The following is a 16781-nucleotide window of genomic DNA, read 5'->3' on the forward strand; positions in this document are numbered from 1 at the left end:
CGCGGGGCCCCGGCGGCGGGGCGGCGGGCGCATGGCCGCTGGCGCGCGGCGGGCTGCCGTTTATAGGCAAGCCCGTCGCCATTTGATGCGCAAAAAGCAGGCCATTTGCCATTGCCCCGCTGGCATCAGAGGGCTCCGCGCTCAATCCGCTAACGGACTCAGGAGCCGCTATTCGCGGGTTTTAGCCGTTTTTTCAAAGCTAACGGACTCAGATGCCGTTATTCGCTGAATTTGATGCCAATTCAATGCGATTTCTGCACAATAACGGCGCTGAGGTCCGTTACAGCTCAAACAAAGGCGTTTTCGGACCAATAACGTCTCCTGAGTCCGTTAGAAACCAGGCCCACCCGGAGCACCAGCAGCAAACGCTACTAGAATGCGACAGACCTCATTCCATAACCAACCAAAACAAAAGGCTGCACAGCATTCAACGCTGTGCAGCCTTTTTGCTCATGCCGATCTTTCAGCGTACGGCGCGGTACTCCGCCAACATTAGTTCCGGTTAGCAAGACCGCTCCGCTCTGCTCCGATACGATCAGGTATGGACATCGCCGGATATGTAATTGTAGGAACCGCCATCCGGGCGGTAATCGTCCTCATCCGGAGCATCGTCATCCCAATTGGAGAGCCCGTCCGGCTGATCCTCGTAGGCGCTGTTCCCGGCTGCATAAGCTTCGGTCCAATCTTCGTTAACGGTATGCGCCGGTATCGCAATCCCATCGATGCCATATGCCGAGCCCGTCAAGTTCGTGGAATCCATCGGCTGCTCCTCCACTAGCTCCCCGCCGTGCGAGAGCGCGATCTCCAATGCCGACGTAAGGTCGCTGCCTTCCAAATGAATATGCAGCCGCCCGCCCTCATGCGCGACCGGATCGTAGCCGAACTCTTGCAAGGTATCGCTCGCCGCAGCCGCGCTAGCGCTATCAGCAAACTGGAACAGCAAGGCGGAGTTATCTGTGCTGCTCATGCCTCATCCTCCTTCCGCGTGGACATCTGATTCGAATTTAGAATCCTTTACCAGATTACAATGCCCAGACGGAGCCGTTCCTAGTCACCATCGCTCGTCCTACTCAGCCCGCTGCTGCTTCTGGCGACGAATTTCACTTGCAAATAAAAGAAGCGGCACCAATACGATAGCTAGCCATACATAGCCGAATCCGATGCCAAGCACGGCGCCTGCGACGCCTGTCATTTTCCAGCCTGCCAGCCCGCCCAGCCAGAGTGCGAGCGGAACCAACAGGTACAGCAGCGCTTTTTCCATGCCTGCGCGAACCGCCCCGGCATCCCATGCGAAGCCTTTAATAAACGGCTCGTCCATCCACCCTTCAAACCGATCCCTCGCCCACACCGTTCCGATAATCGGGAGCACGAGCGCGCAAATTCCGGCGATCCAACCCGGAGCTATGAGTAAGGCGATTGTCGAGATCACGTAAAATAGGAGCAGCAGCCGCACATACTCCATTTTGCGCAGCAGCGATTTCATGAAGGAATCGGCAATAAGAGCCTGCTGTCCATTGCCGCGAATCAATCGACCTGAACCGCTGAACAGTACCGGCCTTGTGCGAGTCGGACGCGGGCGCTTCACAGGAGCTACCTGCCTTAATATTAAGGATGACAGCGTCAGACGCGATGCCCGTTCACTCTCAATATCGGCTTGCAGCGTGCCATAGAAGCGTAGTCGGAGCCAAAATCCCGCTATCGCTGCAACTACAGCAACGGCAGCCGCTGCCCCCAACCCAGCTGGATGAGCCTGCTCGCTTCCTGCTGCACTACCGTTGCCGCCCAGCATTTTGACCATTAGCCATGTGTACCCGATCGTTAGCAAGCTTGTTATCGCCAGCAGCAAAATCGTTCGCCGCCATCCTTGCAGATTCGCTTCTACGATGCTGCGCAGCGAGATCGCGCTTATAGCAATAGCTGCCGTTAATTCATACCACAACGCAATCTCTCCAACCGACAACAGCTTCACCTGCGTAGACCAAACAAGTGTCACCGCTATAGGCACAGCTGCGAACAACAGTCGCCAGACCACACTATAGATCGCGCCCCGAAGGCGCAGTCCGCCGAGCCACTTGGGCCTCTGCAGCAGCATGATTGCATCAGGCTCTTCTATAAAGGTACGCAGCCGACCCATGCTGAACAGCATAACGGCGAAGACCGCCGCTATTGTGCCTGTCCCCAGGTTGCTCATCCATTCAGGGGGAGTCTTCCACCAATGGCGATAGATGCTCCCGCCGTACAGCGCCGCCGGGATGAATACGTACACCCACACCGTCCAATCGATCACCGTCCGCCATACCATCCACTGCCAGCGCACATGCTGGCCAACGCGCCTTCTAAACAACGCCGCCGGCGTACGAATTGGTCGCGCAGCGGGTACCGGCTCCTTCCCAACAGCTGCTTCCTCTTGGCTTCCGCTCGTTAGCTCTGCCATCTAAGTCAACCTGCTGAAGCATGCGAATAAGGTATCCTCAGGACCGCCGCCCGATTGCATGCGAATGTCGGCCAAGGTGCCGCTTGCGACTACCGTGCCATTGTCGATAAGCACGAATCGCTCGCCGATTCTCTCTGCGGTATCGAGAACGTGAGTCGACATCAATATGCCTGCACCGCGCTGCCGCTCGGATTCCAGCAGCTCAAGAAACTCCATCGTCGCGCGAGGGTCCAGGCCTACAAAAGGCTCGTCCACAATGTATACGTCTGGCTGCAGCATAAAGCCGATGATGAGCATCGTCTTCTGCTGCATTCCTTTGGAGAAGGACGACGGCAGATTATGGCGCACCCCCGACATGCGAAACCGTTCCAGCAGCCGCTCTGCCCGCTCCTCAAACTCCGCCTCCGCCAAATGAAACACGGACGCTGCCAATCGTAGATGTTCCCACAGCGTCATGTAGTCGTACAGTACCGGCTGCTCAGGAACGTACGCATATCGCCCTTCGCCATTGCCGATTTTCACTTTGCCGGACATATGCCGCAGCATGCCGATTACGCCCTTTACGGTCGTGCTCTTCCCCGCGCCGTTAGGCCCGATTAATGCTACGAGCTCCCCTTGACGAACGTCGAACGCTACATCATGCACAATCGGCTTGCCTTCCTCATAACCTGCGTGTTGAATTTGCACGTTCAGCGCGATGTTACCTTCTGCGCGCTCTGCCCCCATTGTTTCCATACGAAACTCACCATTCCTAACAAAATAAATTAACTGATGTCAGGTTTTATGACATCATTTGTGCTACAATTCATTTACATGTATTTCAATCGGTTAATTCTAACATAACCTTGTGCAAAAGAGGTGCCAGCAGATGTACGATGTTTTCACGTTCTGTCCCGATCCCATCTTCATTGCGGATGCTTCCTCGGATCCCATTAGAATCATTGATATGAACGATGCCTTCAGCGAATGGAGCGGTTATCGCAAACACGAGCTGCTAGGCACCCGTCCGAATTCTCTATTTCCCGATGACGGAGCCGACCTGTTCCATCGATTAGCAGAGCTAGCCGATACGAAAGCAGCCTCCGCCAACTGCTCCTTTCGTTCCGTTCGAGGCATGACGCTGGACGTGCAGATCGAAGTTTATCGGATCGGCGCGAACGAACAGCCTCATTTGTACGCTATTGTACTCCATGATGTATCCGAGCAGCGGTGGATTGAATCCGTCATCCGCGAAGAACGCGCGATGGGTTCCATTATTCTTGATCCAGACCATACCATTCGCGCTATGATGAGTTACATTACACCTGTTCGCTATGATTCTGCACAATTCCTTCATCAGCCTGCGCTTCAATTCATTCATGAAAACGATTTGCGCATGGTGAAGCGTGCCATGGATTATGCCTCGGCAAACCAGACAGCGCAGCCGTGCACCTTCAGCATCGTGCTGGACAATCAGTCTTATGTAGCCCGCGCTGTCATCCTGACGTTCCACCATTGGCACGGCGCGCTCAAAAGCATTGCTGTTGTGCTCCAAAGCTTGGAGAGGCAGCAAGAGGAGGTCGATTCCTCCTTCAAGCTCCGCGTGCTCATGACCGCCAAGAACGTCTCTGTCACGGAGCTGGCGCGCTCAACGCATATTTCGTTAACGACGATCTCAAAAATCCGCAACGGCAAAATCAAAAAGCCGAAGCGGCTCACTGCCGAGCTAATCGCTGGCGAGCTTGGCGTTGTTCCCGAGGAGATATGGGGCAGCTACAGCTACAGTTACGGCGTGTGATAAACCTTATATTAGCTTAGCCATACGTGAACAAAGCCCGTTCCTTCCGACCTTAATGGGGTCTGGAAGGAACGGGCTTTTTGTTCTAGCGTACGTTACAAAAATTGCGCGTTACGAATCAGCATATCCGCAATTACTTCCGATAGGCCGCCAGCGCATCGTTCAAGCCTTTGGTCTGCGCGTACACTTGCTGATAAATGCGGAACAAGCCTGCGTATGTTTCAACCGCTTCGGCGTTCGGCGTGTAGGAAGCGCCTCGCTTCACGAACTGGTCGGCGCAAGCGTCCAAGCTCGCGAACCAGCCGCTGCCGTATGCGGCAAGCATCGCGGCGCCAAGCCCCGGACCTTGCTCGTTCTCCAGCGCAACGACCGTAGCGTTGAAGATGTCGGCTTGCATTTGGAGCCAGACCGGATTTTGCGCGCCGCCGCCGATGGAGATGATCGTCTCGACCTTCTTGCCTGCTTTGCGGAATAAATCCACGGACTCGTTCAACGAGAACGTGATGCCTTCCATCACTGCACGAGCGAAGTCAATCCGGCGATGAGAGCCGTCTACGCCGATGAAGCTTGCGCGAATGTTCGCATCCGCATGAGGCGTACGCTCGCCTACGAGATAAGGCGTGAATAGCAGGCCGCCAGCGCCCGGCTTCACTTCGCCGACGCCTTCAAGCAGCTGGTCGAACGATTCGCCTGCGGCAAAGGTGTTCTTAAACCAGCTAAGGCTATAGCCCGCTGCGAGCGTAACGCCCATCGCGTAGAACGCATTTTCTTTGCCATGGTTGAAGAAGTGAACTTTGCCTGCAAAATCGGCTTCCTTGTCGTTCTCGTAATTAAGAATGACGCCGGAGGTGCCGATGCTCGACAGCGTGAGACCTTCCTCTAAAATGCCAGAGCCGATCGCTCCGCATGCGTTGTCTGCGCCGCCGGCAAATACCTTCACCGTCACAGGCAAACCAGAGCGTTGAGCTACAGCCGGTAGAAGCGTGCCGACCAGCTCATGCGAGTTGACGAGCGCCGGGCAGAACGAGGCCGGCAATTCGAACGCTTGCAGCACCTCGGCGCTCCATTGATTGTTCGCTACATCAAGCAGCAGCGTGCCTGCGGCATCGGAATAATCCATATGCAGCTCGCCCGTTAACCGGTAACGCACATAATCCTTGGGCAGCAGGAACAGCTTCGACTGCTCGAATGCTTGCGGCTCGTATTGGCGAACCCACAAAATCTTCGGCAGCGTGAAGCCCTCAAGCGCCGGGTTGCGCGTAATGCCCAGCAGCTTGTCGCCAAGCGTACGCTCGATCTCGCGGCATTGCGCCGTCGTGCGCGTATCGTTCCACAGAATCGCTTTGCGGACAGGATTTCCCTCGCTGTTCAGCAATACGAGTCCATGCATTTGGCCCGAGAAGCTGATACCTTCAATCTCAGCGGAATTGATGCCTGCCGCTTCCGACAATTCCTTCAACGCTTCAATCGTCGCCTCTACCCAATCATCCGGCTTTTGCTCGCTCCAGCCCGTATGCTCGTGGAAAAGCGGATACGCACGCGACGCCTCGCCGCGAACTGCGCCCTCCCGATCGACGAGCAGCGCCTTCACCGCGCTAGTGCCTAAGTCAATGCCAATTACGTAACTCATCGTCCGCCAATTCTCCCCTGTATAGGTCAAAAAGCCAGCTTTGCAGCCGACTTTTTGAGCTTTATTTTATATGCATGCACTTGAATCTATGGTTTAAACGCTGAAAATAACTTCGCTAAGCAGCAGCTTGATACGCTCTTGGCGGCCCGACTTGTTCACGATCGGGTTGTTTTGCAGCGCGTATTGCTCCAGGGACGCAAGCGTCGCTTTGCCGGACACGATGTCGGCGCCGATGCCGCTCTTGAAGCTGCTGTAACGCTCTTCCACGACGCTGTCGAAGACGCGGTTTTCGATCAGCTTAGCCGCGGCTTTGAGGCCCCAAGCGAAGCTGTCCATGCCTGCGATGTGCGCAAGGAACAAATCCTCGTTCTCGAACGAAGCGCGGCGAACTTTCGCATCGAAGTTCACGCCGCCGCGGCCCAGGCCGCCAGCTTTGAGCACTTCGTACATCGTGAGCGTCGTCGAGTACAAGTCAGTCGGGAATTCATCCGTATCCCAGCCGAGGAGCAAGTCGCCTTGGTTCGCGTCGAGCGAGCCCAGCATGCCGTTGATAGCCGCTACGCGAATCTCGTGCTCGAACGTATGGCCAGCGAGCGTCGCATGGTTCGCTTCAAGATTCAGCTTGAAGTGGTCCTTCAGGCCGTAGCTTTGCAGGAACGAAATCGTCGTCGCGGCATCGAAATCGTATTGGTGTTTGGTCGGCTCTTTCGGCTTAGGCTCAATCAGGAATTGCGCGTCGAAGCCGATTTCTTTCGCATAAGCAATCGCCATGTGATACAGGCGAGCAAGGTTGTCGAGCTCAAGCTTCATATCCGTGTTCAGAAGCGTTTCGTAGCCTTCGCGGCCGCCCCAGAACACATAGTTTTCAGCGCCGAGCTCTTTGCCTGTTTCCAAGCCCTTCTTCAGCTGTGCCGCAGCATAGGCGTAAACGTCAGCGTTGCTCGTCGTACCTGCGCCGTGTACAAAGCGCGGGTTCGTGAACATGTTCGCCGTGTTCCACAGCAGCTTTTTGCCGGAAGCTTTCATGTTGTCTTTGAGCATAGCAACGATAACGTCGAGGTTTTTGTTCGTTTCTTGAAGCGTGCTGCCTTCTGGCGCGATATCGCGGTCATGGAAGCAATAGTAAGGAATATTCAGCTTCTCCATGAACTCGAAGTTTGCTTCGACGCGCGCTTTCGCTTTGTCGAGTCCGCTTAATTTATCCCAGTCGCGTACTGCCGTACCTGCGCCGAATGGATCTGTGCCGTCTGCTGTGTACGTATGCCAGTAAGCGACTGCATAACGGAGATGCTCCTCCATCGTTTTGCCAAGCACGACTTGGTTCGGATCATAATGTTTGAATGCCAGCGGATTGTCGGAGCCTTTGCCCTCGAATTTGATTGTGGGAATGTTAGCGAAGTATGCCATATTGCGAAATCCTCCTTTGGATTAACGAACGTTTTAGGCGAATATTGAAAGCGCTGTATCGATTGCTATACCGACAGCATACCATCAATAAACTTAGTTTGTCTATTAAACAAACAAAGTTTTTTCATCCAATTTTTTATTGCTCGCCTTTTCGTTCGCCTCTCGCCCCCACACTTCGTTTAATGACCAAACAAACCTTGACGAATGTGCTACAATAGAACGATCAAGCGACTACATGTCCAACAGAGGATGGCTCAACGATGGCAAAAGCAAAGCCTACTGGCGATCAAACGATGATCAAAAAAATAAATACGGCGATCGTGCTCGACGCGATTCTTAAAGGCGGCCTCATATCGCGCGCGCAAATATCCGAGCAAACCGGACTCAATAAAGCGACGGTATCTAGCCTCGTGTTGGATCTGATCGACTCTCGCCTCGTCGATGAAATCGGCCAAGGCGAGTCGAACGGCGGGCGTAAGCCTGTCATGCTCCTGTTCAATGCCAAAGCCGGCTATGCGGTGGGCATCGATCTCGGCGTCAACTACATTCGCGGCGTGTTGACCGACCTGCTCGGCAACGTAGTTGAAGACCGCGAATGGTCGATGAAGCGCCCCGACATGGCTTCCGGCTTGAAGCAGCTCTTCTCCTGTATGGAGGAGCTCATTGCACGCGCTCCGGAGAGCCCTTATGGCATCGTCGGCATCGGGATTGGCGTGCCGGGTATCGTGGATGACACGGGGACGATTCTGTTCGCCCCGAATCTGGCATGGGAGCGCGTTGAGCTGCAGCGACTCGTCGAGGAGCAGTTCGGCGTGCCGGTAACGATCGATAACGAAGCGAATGCGGGAGCACAAGGCGAGCAGAAATACGGCGCTGGCCGCGGCATTCCGCATCAAATTTACGTCAGCGTCGGCATCGGCATCGGGACGGGCATCATTTTGAACAAGGAGCTGTACAAGGGCGCCTCCGGCTTCTCCGGCGAGCTCGGCCATCTGTCGATCGAATATCAGGGCAAGCCCTGCCGCTGCGGCAATCGCGGATGCTGGGAACTGTACGCTTCGGAAAATGCACTGCTCGAGCGCGCGGCCGAGCTCGGCCTGCCGGACGAGCTTGACGGCGTGATCGCTTCAGCCGAAGCTGGCGACGCGCGCGCAATCGAGCTGTTTCGCTCCATCGGCGACTACCTTGGCGCAGGAATTGCGAACATCGTCAACGTGTTTAACCCGAACGTTGTCATTATTGGCAATCGCGTCAGCCGCGCCAGCCGCTGGCTGGAGGCAGCCGTGCAGGAAGCGGTCGACAGGCGGACGCTTCCTTATCATCGCGAGCGCATGCGCATTCTGTTCGCGGAGCTTCAGGATCGCTCGGCGGTGCGCGGCGCGGCGTATTACGCGATTGATGCATTTTTAGGCAAGGTTCGGAACGTGGGATAGGCTTAAAGAGTGGCTGGGGGGAGAGCGCAATTGCTCTCGCCCTTTTTCTGTCATTCTAGCGCTGCTCATTGCATTTCATACAATCCCCATTCCCCCTTGGAGCTCAAGCTGATGGTGCCATTGCAGTTGGTACAATGATGACTATGCTAAACCGGCCTCCTCGCCCCTTTATCTCCTTCGATGTGTTTTCTCATTGTACAGTTTGCAACGGCAATCAACTTCCCGCCTAATCACGATCATTCCCATTGCACAAACTGCACCGAACAATAGCATCCCCCCTGCATGCCCCCATGCCGCCAACGAACAAAAAAGCGATCAGCTACATAGGCCGACCGCTTCTGCAATCCATATCCAATTTTTCGCAACCCTTTACCTTCTCGCTGCCCATTCCACTGCCGCAATAAGCAGCTTCTGAACGGCTGGATGCTGCAGCGACTCCACCGTATGGCCAGGCATTACATTAATAACTCTACCTTGCCCGTATGTCTGGGTCCAAACTGCCGGATACAGCTCTCCTTCGTATTCGTAATCCAGCAGAACAGTGCGGTCGCCATTGGGCGCATCCGCAAATGCATATTGATAAGGCTCCTCTGCCAGAACGAACGGCTCAAGCGATGCTGCCAGCGACTGATCAACAGGCTGAACATCGCGGCCATCCGCATGGCTAGCACCCCCGACTCCCGCCGCCACCGAAAACGACAACGGCTGAAACTCGGGATGACCGACGAATTTAGCGCCAAATAACGGCAGCAGGCGCTCATGGTTTGCTAGCGAAATGCCGCAGTGCAGCGACACGAGCCCCCCGCCGCCTTGCACAAAAGCAAGCATGCCGTCCACTTGTCCTTCCGTCAGCGTGCTTGTCCACCGATCCGCGTACGAGATCAAGACATCCACTTGATTCGATAAGCCTGCAATTAATACAACCGAATCCTCGCAGGGATCGACGCGATAGGCATCGCCAAGCAGGTTGATCACTTCTTTATCCATGCCTTGAAGCGGATGATAGGGTGCCGACGTGTAGTCCCCGAATAAAATGACCCGTCGCGAACTAGCTGTATTCGATCGTTCTTTGTTCTCCCGACTCATTGCATTCCCCTCCTAATCAGTCGGACTTCAGCTCGCTTACCAAGGCAATCGCTGCCCATATTCCGTATCGATGTACGGCGGCTTGCCGTCCGCGTCCGGCCAATCCGATTCCTTCATGATGGCGCCAATTACGTTGTCCGCGGACTGCTCAATGGTTAGACGGGCGGATGTGTTCAGATCGCCGTGCATATAGCTTTGCACCCAGCCCGGATGCAGCACAAGCACGCGGCCGCCAAGCGGCTTCAGTTGGTTATGAACGAGAGCCGATTGCATGTTCAGCGCAGCCTTGGACATGCAGTAACCGTACCAGCCATCGCGATCGCAAATGCCGACGCTGCCTGCCTCCGACGATATATTGGCTACAATCGGTCGCTGCGAGCGAAGCAGCAGCTTGCCGAAGGCTTGGGTTACCCGCAGCGGGCCAAGCGTATTCACATTCATCACATGCAGCATTTCATCAAAATCGAGCTCATCCGGCAGCTGCTTATCAATATCGCCAAGCACGCCTGCGTTGTTCACGATGAGATCCAGCTGCTCCGTCCAGCTGCTCGCAGCGGCCGCAGCCGCCCTCACGCTATCAGTGTCGCCAATGTCGATGGTCACACATAGCAGCCGGTCGCCGGCCTGCTGTCCCAATTCCGCAAGCGCAGGCGTCGCTCCTCCGTGCGTAGCCGCGATTACGCGCCAGCCTTGCTCCAAAAGCTTTTGCACCAAACCAAATCCAAGTCCTCTGCCCGCCCCTGTTACGATTGCCGTTCGTCTCGTCTCCGCCACTCGAATCGCTCCTTATGTGTTCGTACATTACGATCTTCATGTTGTGTAATACGCCTACATACCCACATTGTAGCATACGCCTAACGAGAGCACCGTGGACAAACTTGATCAATAACAGCACGAAAAAGCTGTCCCGCATGCCATTATGCGGAACAGCCTGATCGTTCTTTAGACAATAGCGGGCGTTAATAGTTGCCTATTCTAGTAACTTTTTTAGAATAAGCGCATCTTGCTAGAAGAAGCAACCGCTGCGGGCGCAAACAAAAAGCTGCAGCACCGGATTATCCCGACACTGCAGCTTTCATGATCCTGCCATTACTAATCGTTGAACAGCTCGGCTCCCGCCTGCCGCTCCAGCTCAATGCACGTTTCCTCTAGCTTCGCCAAATCCTTCTTGTACTGCTTCGTGATGCTCCGCCGCTCATGCTCGGGCAGCAGCTGGTGATCCTTATAATCGTATTTGACGTCATCGCCCGTCTTAAGCAATTCAACGGTCTCATAGCGGAACGCTGCTTCGCCATCCAGCTTCCATGCCGCCTGCAGCCTTACACACGGGTGGTTCCCCATATTCAAGCCGAACCGCTGCAAATTCCACGCCGCATCGAGATTAATCGACGAGCCGATGAACGATCTGTTCGTTGTTACGTGGACGATCCGGTAGACGCCCATTTCCCGCTTCCGATCCTGGTATTGCTCGACGAGCGCTTTGCGCTGCTCTGTATTTTTCATGTTCCATTCACCAATCCTTTCTATCCTTTCACCCAATACGCACTGCCGTCATCCTTGCGGTCAAGAAATCCATATTCGATCAAATAACGCCGCAGCATTACATAATCATCCTCGCTGAACGTCTTCAGCCGCTCATTGACTTCCTTCTCGGTATACGTCTGGTTTCGTTCAAAATAACCCGCCATATGGCGCAGCAGCGCAAGCCGGCGCTTCTCCTTAACCGGGAACGATTCAAGCGGTCCCTCCGGGCCATCCGGCAAATAGCGCGCGATAAGCTGGCCATACTCCTCTTGCGTCACGGCATACCGTTCATCGACCTGCGTCGCGGTGCGATGAATCGGCACGAACTTCGGGCCGCTCGCGCCCTGCTCCTCCAGCAGCTCCATGATGGTCAGGAACAGCTTCGCTTGCTTCGCTTTTTCCTTCAGGGCAAACCGATGGTTCCGGATCGTTGATGTGCTGCCCCCGCCGGTGCGCTTCACGATCTCCGCATCCTGCAGCCCTTCAGCGAACATGCCGATCAATTCTTTCTGCAAATCGGTCAGCCCCGTCGTCTTCTTATCCAGCTTGAGCAAATAATCCAGCATCGAATCATGTGCCGCAGCGCCATGAATCGCTACCGCCTTACGCGCCTCATACAACCGACTATCAAACGAATAAATGGCGCCGTCCTCGAACGACTCCCCGCACATTAAGCATACATAAGCGCCTGCTGCTTCGTTCCATGTAAATCCGCGCTTCAGATCGGACAGGCTCGCCGACCAAAATTGCTCTGTCAACTCATGCATCCCAAACAACCCTCCACTTCGTCAGTTATTATATAGACATTATATGATTTTGTTTGGTTTTTATCAAGGGCAAGACGGCAAAAAAGCTGCCTCCCATCATCTTCCGATAATGGCGTGCAGCTTTATTGGAACCATTAGTAAGGTAAAACGAAGTTTGCAGATGAAACTGGCTTCCCATCGACGACGACAAATTGCGTACTCAAAACACGAACCTGTGAAGTATTTTCATAAGTCACCGTATACGTGCCGTCTGGCAGGCAAAAAAAGAGACCTCCACCAAGGGAGTTCTCTCGGTGAATAAACTTCTAAGTTTGCCCTTCTCCGGCCGAAGGCAATATGGACGAACCATTCACAGCAGCAGCAGTCCCAGATGCTCGCCCCGAACGCTCCTTCGCCGTCAGCCCTTGAACCAACGCATTCACATCTAACCCCGTCACACTCTTCAGCATCTCGGGTGCTGTTGCCATCAGCGAAGTCACATAGTTGCTCAGGCGAGCCGCCCCTTCGCCGTGGCCTGTGTCGACAACGGTGAGCTTGTCGATGCTGCCGATCGGAGACGCGACGTTCGCTGCAAGCTCCGGCAGCATGCGAACAATAATATCGAGCACGGCTGCCTCGCCGAACTTCTCGAACGCTTGCGCCAGCTTATCCTTCGCCTCGGCTTCCGCCAGACCGCGCAATCGGATAACCTCCGCCTCTGCCGTTCCTTTGGCTCGTTCGGCATCTGCGATGGCCAAGCCCTCCAGCCGCTTTTGCTCGGCATTTGCTTTCGCTTCTGCTTCAATCCGGTATTTCACCGCATCGGCTTCTCGAAGCCGCTTCGCCTTGTCCGCCTCGGCTGCCTGCTCAACCGCATACCGATCTGCATCGGCTTTCTTCTTCACTTCCGCGTCGTATTGCTTCTCGCGGCGCAAAATCTCCTTGCCCTCAAGGTCGATCTCTCGTTCCTTCCGAACAAGCTCGACCTTCATTTGCTCCTCGACAACGCTCTGCTTGGTCCGAGCCTCTTGAATCGAGTACGCCTGATCCGCCTCCGCCTTCGCCGTATCCTGATCGCGCTTGAAGGATGCGACTTTCATTTCCTTATCCTTCTCCGCTTCCGCAATATTGGTGTCTCTCAGCAGCTCCGCCTTCTGCCCTGCCTCCGCCGCCAGCGCCTTCTGAATTCTTGCATCCCGAACCGCTTCGGCTTCGGCGATCTCCGCATCCCGCTTCACTGCTGCGATGCGCGGCTTGCCTAGCGCATCCAAATACCCGTGCTTGTCGCGCAGGTCCTTGATCGTGAACGACACGATTTGCAGCCCCATTTTCTTCAAATCCTTAGCCGCAACTCCTTGCACCTCTTGCGCGAATTTATCTCGATTCTTATATACCTCTTCAACCGTCATCGTACCGAGAATTGCGCGCAGATGGCCTTCCAGCACCTCTTGCGCTTCGCTCTTCAACGCTTCCGTCGGCTTGCCGAGGAATTGCTCTGCAGCGGTTGCAACGTCCTCGACTGAGCCGCCGATTTTGATAATAGCAACGCCGTCAGCCATAACCGGAACGCCCTGTTCGGTATATACCTCCGGCGTGGATACATCCAGCTTGTGCGAGAGAAGGGATAGAAACTCCGCTTTTTGAAAAATAGGAAGGATAAATGCGCCGCCTCCGCGGATGATTTTGACCTTCCGGCCGGACTCATCGACCAGCGTGTTGCGCCCACCGAGAAAAGAGCCCGTTACAAGCATCGCTTCATCAGGGCTGACGGTTTTATACCGGGCCCAGAAAGCCAACCCAAGCACGATCAGTACGCCGACTACGACAACAGGAATAAGAAGATAATCTTGCAAAATTTACATTCCCCTTTCTGTTTCGTCACTTAGCAATGGTAAATCCACCTCAGAGACAAGCACCGCATCATTCGTCGCTTCAACGATCACGACACGCGCGCCTCCCGCAATGGGCCGGCCATCGTAGCTAGCCGCGATCTGATTCGTGAAGCCCGCACCGACCTTGACCAGCACTTCACCGCAGCCCACGGCTGGAATCGGCACCAGCACCTCTGCCACCTTGCCCACCAACGCTTTCATCGAGAAAGCCGTTGAATTCTCGCTCTGCTCCATCGGTCGAACGTACAAGAAGAACATTGCGATTGCCATAACGATAGCGATTAACAAGGCCACGATCAAAATCGAAACTGCACTTAGCATGGAATACCGCTTCAGCAGCAGCCCCGCGCCGCCGAACACCGTAATGCCGCCGACAATAGCCGTTGAGTGCAGCCACGGATGTCCGTCCGCTGACAGAAAGTCGAGCGCTCCATCCAGCACTTGGCCAAGCCAGTCTCCGATCAGGACGCTAACGATCGCATACAAAACGCCGCCAATGAGGCAGGCCAGAAACAACGTCTCCATCGCTTCCCCCCTTCATGGAAACTAACTGCTTATGAAAGGTATATGATGCAATTCGGTGAAACAGCCTATTTTCCAGTTAATCAATGTTTATAACAAAATTGGGTGAAGCAACAAAAAAAAGACCTCCAGCAACGGAGGTCTATCTCATGTATAATCGTACAAGCTCGCTTAAGCTTTCGTCGTTTGAGCGACGTTGTCTGCGCTTTGTCCTGTCTTCGGTTGATCGTGTTTAATTCTACGAACCATGAAGCTAAGCGGAAGCGCTACGGCTGCGATAATCGTCGCGATGAAATACACGTTGTTCACGCTCATCGTGAACGCCATCATGCCAATATGCAATTTATCCGTATCGCCCGCTGCCGCAAGATCCGCAGCATGGGAGGTCGTGAAGGAAGCAAGCAGCGTTGTGAAGATCGCGATCGCGAACGAGCCGAATACGTTCCGTGTCCAGTTCATAATCGACGAAGCATGGCCCGACAGCTGCGGCGGCACGGTCTCCATGCCCGCGTTGCTGGCCGGCATCATAATAAACGCGATACCGAGGTTACGTACGATCATCCATAACAGGATGTACGTATGCGACACGTCAATGCTGAGCCAGCTTTGCGTCAACGTACCTACGCATAGCAATACGATGCCGACAGCCATCAGAATGCCGGGACCAACTTTCGAATAAAGCTTGCCGACGATAGGCATCGTGAAGGCCATCACTAGCGATGCAGGCAGCAGAATCAATCCTGTGTCCATCGCCGAAACGTTCTGAATGCGCTGCAGGAATACAGGTGTCAGGAACGTGCCGGAGTATAAACTAATCGTGAGGATATTCGTAATAATCAAGTTGATCGTATAGCGGCCGTTCCGGAATACGCGAAGGTTCAGCAGCGGCGTCTCCGTCGTAAGCTCGCGCCAGACGAACGCGATGAGCGCGATCACGCCAACGATTAGAAGCCCGATGACTTTAGTTGATCCCCATCCCCAGTTATGCCCTTGGCCGAGTGCAACCAGCAGCGATGCGCTGCTCACAATAACGGTAACAAAGCCGATGCTGTCGAACCGTTTCGGCACGCTAAGCCGGTAGTAAGGAATATAAGCAACAACGAACAGAATGGCGATCAAGCCGATTGGAATGTTCATAATGAACAGCCATTCCCAAGCGAAGTTTTCGAGCATCCAGCCGCTCAGGGTTGGGCCGAACGCTGGAGCCAGCATCGAAGCAAGGCCCCACAGCGCGATTGCCATTGCTTGCTTTTCTTTTGGGAACACTTGATAAATAATAGACATTGTAGCTGGAATGATAAGTCCGCTGAAAGCGCCTTGCAATACGCGGAAGGCGATGAGTGAATATTCGTCCCATGCCATCGCGCACAGGCACGAAGCTAACGTAAATCCGATAAGCGAGAACAGATACAGTCGTTTGTAGCTGAACTTCTCGCCCAAATAGCCGACCAGCGGCGCCGTCGTTCCCATTGCCAGCATAAAGCCGGTTAGCGTCCACTGGATCGTGCTAAGGCTCGTATGGAAGTGGTCCTGCAAAATCGGCAGCGCAATATTAATGGTCGTCGACGCCAGTACGCACAAGAATGAGCCGATAAAAATAGCAACCAATACCGGCAACTCGCGTATTGGTTTCATAGTTTCCTTACTCAAGGTTGAATCCTCCTCTATGATCTCATACAATATGTCTATATTTACATATAAGTTGAAATAGACAAATTCGATCATACTATGGGAGCTCTCATATGTCAAAGTTTACTTATGGAAGGCGTGGCAATATTGAATACACTAGCCTACGGGCTGCTCAGCTTACTAACGAATGAAACCTATAGCGGCTACGATCTGACACAGCGCATCCAGCCATTCTGGCCAGCGAAGCATAGTCAAATCTATCCCCTGCTGTCTTGCTTGGAGCAGGAGGGCTACGTCCGTTATGAGTTGATCAAACAGAACGACAAACCCGACAAAAAAATGTACGCCATCACCGATGCCGGGAAAGAGAAGCTGCGGGAATGGCTCGCCGTCCCGCCTGCCGAGCCCGCGCTTCGCGATGAGCTCTTATTTAAAGCCTTCTGCCTTGGCTCCATCGTCAGTCCTCAGGAGGGACGGCAGCTATTCGAGGATCGTGCCGCCTATTGCCGAAGCAAGCTGGATTACTTGGACCAAAAGAAAAAAGCCATTCAGCAATCTGCAGAATGGCCCAGCACAACGCCCGTACTCAACTCGCCCATGTTCGGCATCTACATTCTGCTCGACAAAGGCTATCGCCGGTTTGAAGCCGAGCTTGAATGGTGCGAAGACGTGTTGGCGATGTTGGAGGGCTAGCGGCGCGG

Annotated in this window: 15 protein-coding genes; 3 read left to right on the plus strand and 12 right to left on the minus strand. The window is 54.3% G+C overall.

All coding sequences use genetic code 11. The features are described from left to right. Nucleotides 1–535 precede the first annotated feature (535 nt). The 3 genes from PAECUDRAFT_RS08045 to PAECUDRAFT_RS08055 form a co-directional block, all read right to left on the minus strand. Nucleotides 536–967, minus strand: coding sequence for a hypothetical protein (locus PAECUDRAFT_RS08045; RefSeq protein WP_006037623.1), 432 nt, complete (start codon nt 965–967; stop codon nt 536–538). 99 nt (nt 968–1066) lie between these two features. Then, a complete protein-coding gene (locus PAECUDRAFT_RS08050; RefSeq protein ID WP_006037624.1) occupies nt 1067–2434 on the minus strand; it encodes an ABC transporter permease in 1368 nt (455 codons plus the stop codon). After that, nucleotides 2435–3169, minus strand: a complete 735-nt coding sequence (locus PAECUDRAFT_RS08055; protein ID WP_006037625.1) for an ABC transporter ATP-binding protein — start codon at nt 3167–3169, stop codon at nt 2435–2437. Nucleotides 3170–3302: 133 nt separating this feature from the next. Here PAECUDRAFT_RS08055 and PAECUDRAFT_RS08060 point away from each other — a divergent pair, with 133 nt between their 5' ends. Further along, nucleotides 3303–4211 carry a helix-turn-helix domain-containing protein gene (locus PAECUDRAFT_RS08060; RefSeq protein WP_006037626.1) on the plus strand — a complete coding sequence of 303 codons (909 nt, stop codon included), beginning with the start codon at nt 3303–3305 and terminating at the stop codon, nt 4209–4211. Between the two features lie 133 nt (nt 4212–4344). On the opposite strand, the gene xylB is transcribed toward PAECUDRAFT_RS08060, so the two are convergent. Together xylB and xylA are read right to left on the minus strand one after the other, a co-directional pair. Next, the gene (gene xylB / locus PAECUDRAFT_RS08065) at nt 4345–5841 is read right to left on the minus strand and encodes a xylulokinase (protein ID WP_006037627.1); all 1497 of its coding nucleotides are present in this window, start codon (nt 5839–5841) and stop codon (nt 4345–4347) included. A gap of 93 nt (nt 5842–5934) precedes the next feature. Continuing rightward, nucleotides 5935–7248, minus strand: coding sequence for a xylose isomerase (gene xylA, locus PAECUDRAFT_RS08070; RefSeq protein ID WP_006037628.1), 1314 nt, complete (start codon nt 7246–7248; stop codon nt 5935–5937). A 260-nt stretch (nt 7249–7508) separates the two neighbouring features. Between xylA and PAECUDRAFT_RS08075 the strand changes: the two genes are divergently transcribed. Next, entirely contained in the window at nt 7509–8681 is a 1173-nt protein-coding gene (locus PAECUDRAFT_RS08075; protein WP_006037629.1) for an ROK family transcriptional regulator, read from the plus strand. A 369-nt stretch (nt 8682–9050) separates the two neighbouring features. Here PAECUDRAFT_RS08075 and PAECUDRAFT_RS08080 read toward each other — a convergent pair whose 3' ends face one another. The 7 genes from PAECUDRAFT_RS08080 to PAECUDRAFT_RS08110 form a co-directional block, all read right to left on the minus strand. Then, nucleotides 9051–9767, minus strand: coding sequence for a ThuA domain-containing protein (locus PAECUDRAFT_RS08080; RefSeq protein ID WP_006037630.1), 717 nt, complete (start codon nt 9765–9767; stop codon nt 9051–9053). 36 nt (nt 9768–9803) lie between these two features. Further along, the gene (locus PAECUDRAFT_RS08085) at nt 9804–10541 is read right to left on the minus strand and encodes an SDR family NAD(P)-dependent oxidoreductase (RefSeq protein ID WP_006037631.1); all 738 of its coding nucleotides are present in this window, start codon (nt 10539–10541) and stop codon (nt 9804–9806) included. A 318-nt stretch (nt 10542–10859) separates the two neighbouring features. After that, nucleotides 10860–11270 (minus strand): GIY-YIG nuclease family protein, encoded by a 411-nt coding sequence (locus tag PAECUDRAFT_RS08090; protein WP_006037632.1) that lies wholly within the window; start codon nt 11268–11270, stop codon nt 10860–10862. A 20-nt stretch (nt 11271–11290) separates the two neighbouring features. Beyond that, a complete protein-coding gene (locus PAECUDRAFT_RS08095) occupies nt 11291–12058 on the minus strand; it encodes a DUF2087 domain-containing protein (protein WP_006037633.1) in 768 nt (255 codons plus the stop codon). A gap of 305 nt (nt 12059–12363) precedes the next feature. Next, nucleotides 12364–13890 (minus strand): flotillin family protein, encoded by a 1527-nt coding sequence (locus PAECUDRAFT_RS08100; RefSeq protein WP_006037634.1) that lies wholly within the window; start codon nt 13888–13890, stop codon nt 12364–12366. 3 nt (nt 13891–13893) lie between these two features. Continuing rightward, nucleotides 13894–14454 (minus strand): hypothetical protein, encoded by a 561-nt coding sequence (locus PAECUDRAFT_RS08105; RefSeq protein WP_006037635.1) that lies wholly within the window; start codon nt 14452–14454, stop codon nt 13894–13896. Between the two features lie 168 nt (nt 14455–14622). Then, nucleotides 14623–16086, minus strand: coding sequence for a DHA2 family efflux MFS transporter permease subunit (locus tag PAECUDRAFT_RS08110; protein ID WP_199558744.1), 1464 nt, complete (start codon nt 16084–16086; stop codon nt 14623–14625). A gap of 132 nt (nt 16087–16218) precedes the next feature. Here PAECUDRAFT_RS08110 and PAECUDRAFT_RS08115 point away from each other — a divergent pair, with 132 nt between their 5' ends. Next, nucleotides 16219–16773 (plus strand): PadR family transcriptional regulator, encoded by a 555-nt coding sequence (locus PAECUDRAFT_RS08115; RefSeq protein ID WP_233516741.1) that lies wholly within the window; start codon nt 16219–16221, stop codon nt 16771–16773. The last annotated feature ends 8 nt before the right edge of the window (nt 16774–16781 follow it).

Origin of the sequence: Paenibacillus curdlanolyticus YK9 (assembly GCF_000179615.1) — a bacterium.
GTDB lineage: Bacteria > Bacillota > Bacilli > Paenibacillales > Paenibacillaceae > Paenibacillus_T > Paenibacillus_T curdlanolyticus.

Bases quoted from the DNA above. Each gene is read 5' to 3' on its own strand.
- PAECUDRAFT_RS08045 (WP_006037623.1), bottom strand. From the start codon at position 967: ATGAGCAGCACAGATAACTCCGCCTTGCTGTTCCAGTTTGCTGATAGC.
- PAECUDRAFT_RS08050 (WP_006037624.1), bottom strand. From the start codon at position 2,434: ATGGCAGAGCTAACGAGCGGAAGCCAAGAGGAAGCAGCTGTTGGGAAG.
- PAECUDRAFT_RS08055 (WP_006037625.1), bottom strand. From the start codon at position 3,169: ATGGAAACAATGGGGGCAGAGCGCGCAGAAGGTAACATCGCGCTGAAC.
- PAECUDRAFT_RS08060 (WP_006037626.1), top strand. From the start codon at position 3,303: ATGTACGATGTTTTCACGTTCTGTCCCGATCCCATCTTCATTGCGGAT.
- xylB (WP_006037627.1), bottom strand. From the start codon at position 5,841: ATGAGTTACGTAATTGGCATTGACTTAGGCACTAGCGCGGTGAAGGCG.
- xylA (WP_006037628.1), bottom strand. From the start codon at position 7,248: ATGGCATACTTCGCTAACATTCCCACAATCAAATTCGAGGGCAAAGGC.
- PAECUDRAFT_RS08075 (WP_006037629.1), top strand. From the start codon at position 7,509: ATGGCAAAAGCAAAGCCTACTGGCGATCAAACGATGATCAAAAAAATA.
- PAECUDRAFT_RS08080 (WP_006037630.1), bottom strand. From the start codon at position 9,767: ATGAGTCGGGAGAACAAAGAACGATCGAATACAGCTAGTTCGCGACGG.
- PAECUDRAFT_RS08090 (WP_006037632.1), bottom strand. From the start codon at position 11,270: ATGAAAAATACAGAGCAGCGCAAAGCGCTCGTCGAGCAATACCAGGAT.
- PAECUDRAFT_RS08095 (WP_006037633.1), bottom strand. From the start codon at position 12,058: ATGCATGAGTTGACAGAGCAATTTTGGTCGGCGAGCCTGTCCGATCTG.
- PAECUDRAFT_RS08105 (WP_006037635.1), bottom strand. From the start codon at position 14,454: ATGGAGACGTTGTTTCTGGCCTGCCTCATTGGCGGCGTTTTGTATGCG.
- PAECUDRAFT_RS08110 (WP_199558744.1), bottom strand. From the start codon at position 16,086: ATGAAACCAATACGCGAGTTGCCGGTATTGGTTGCTATTTTTATCGGC.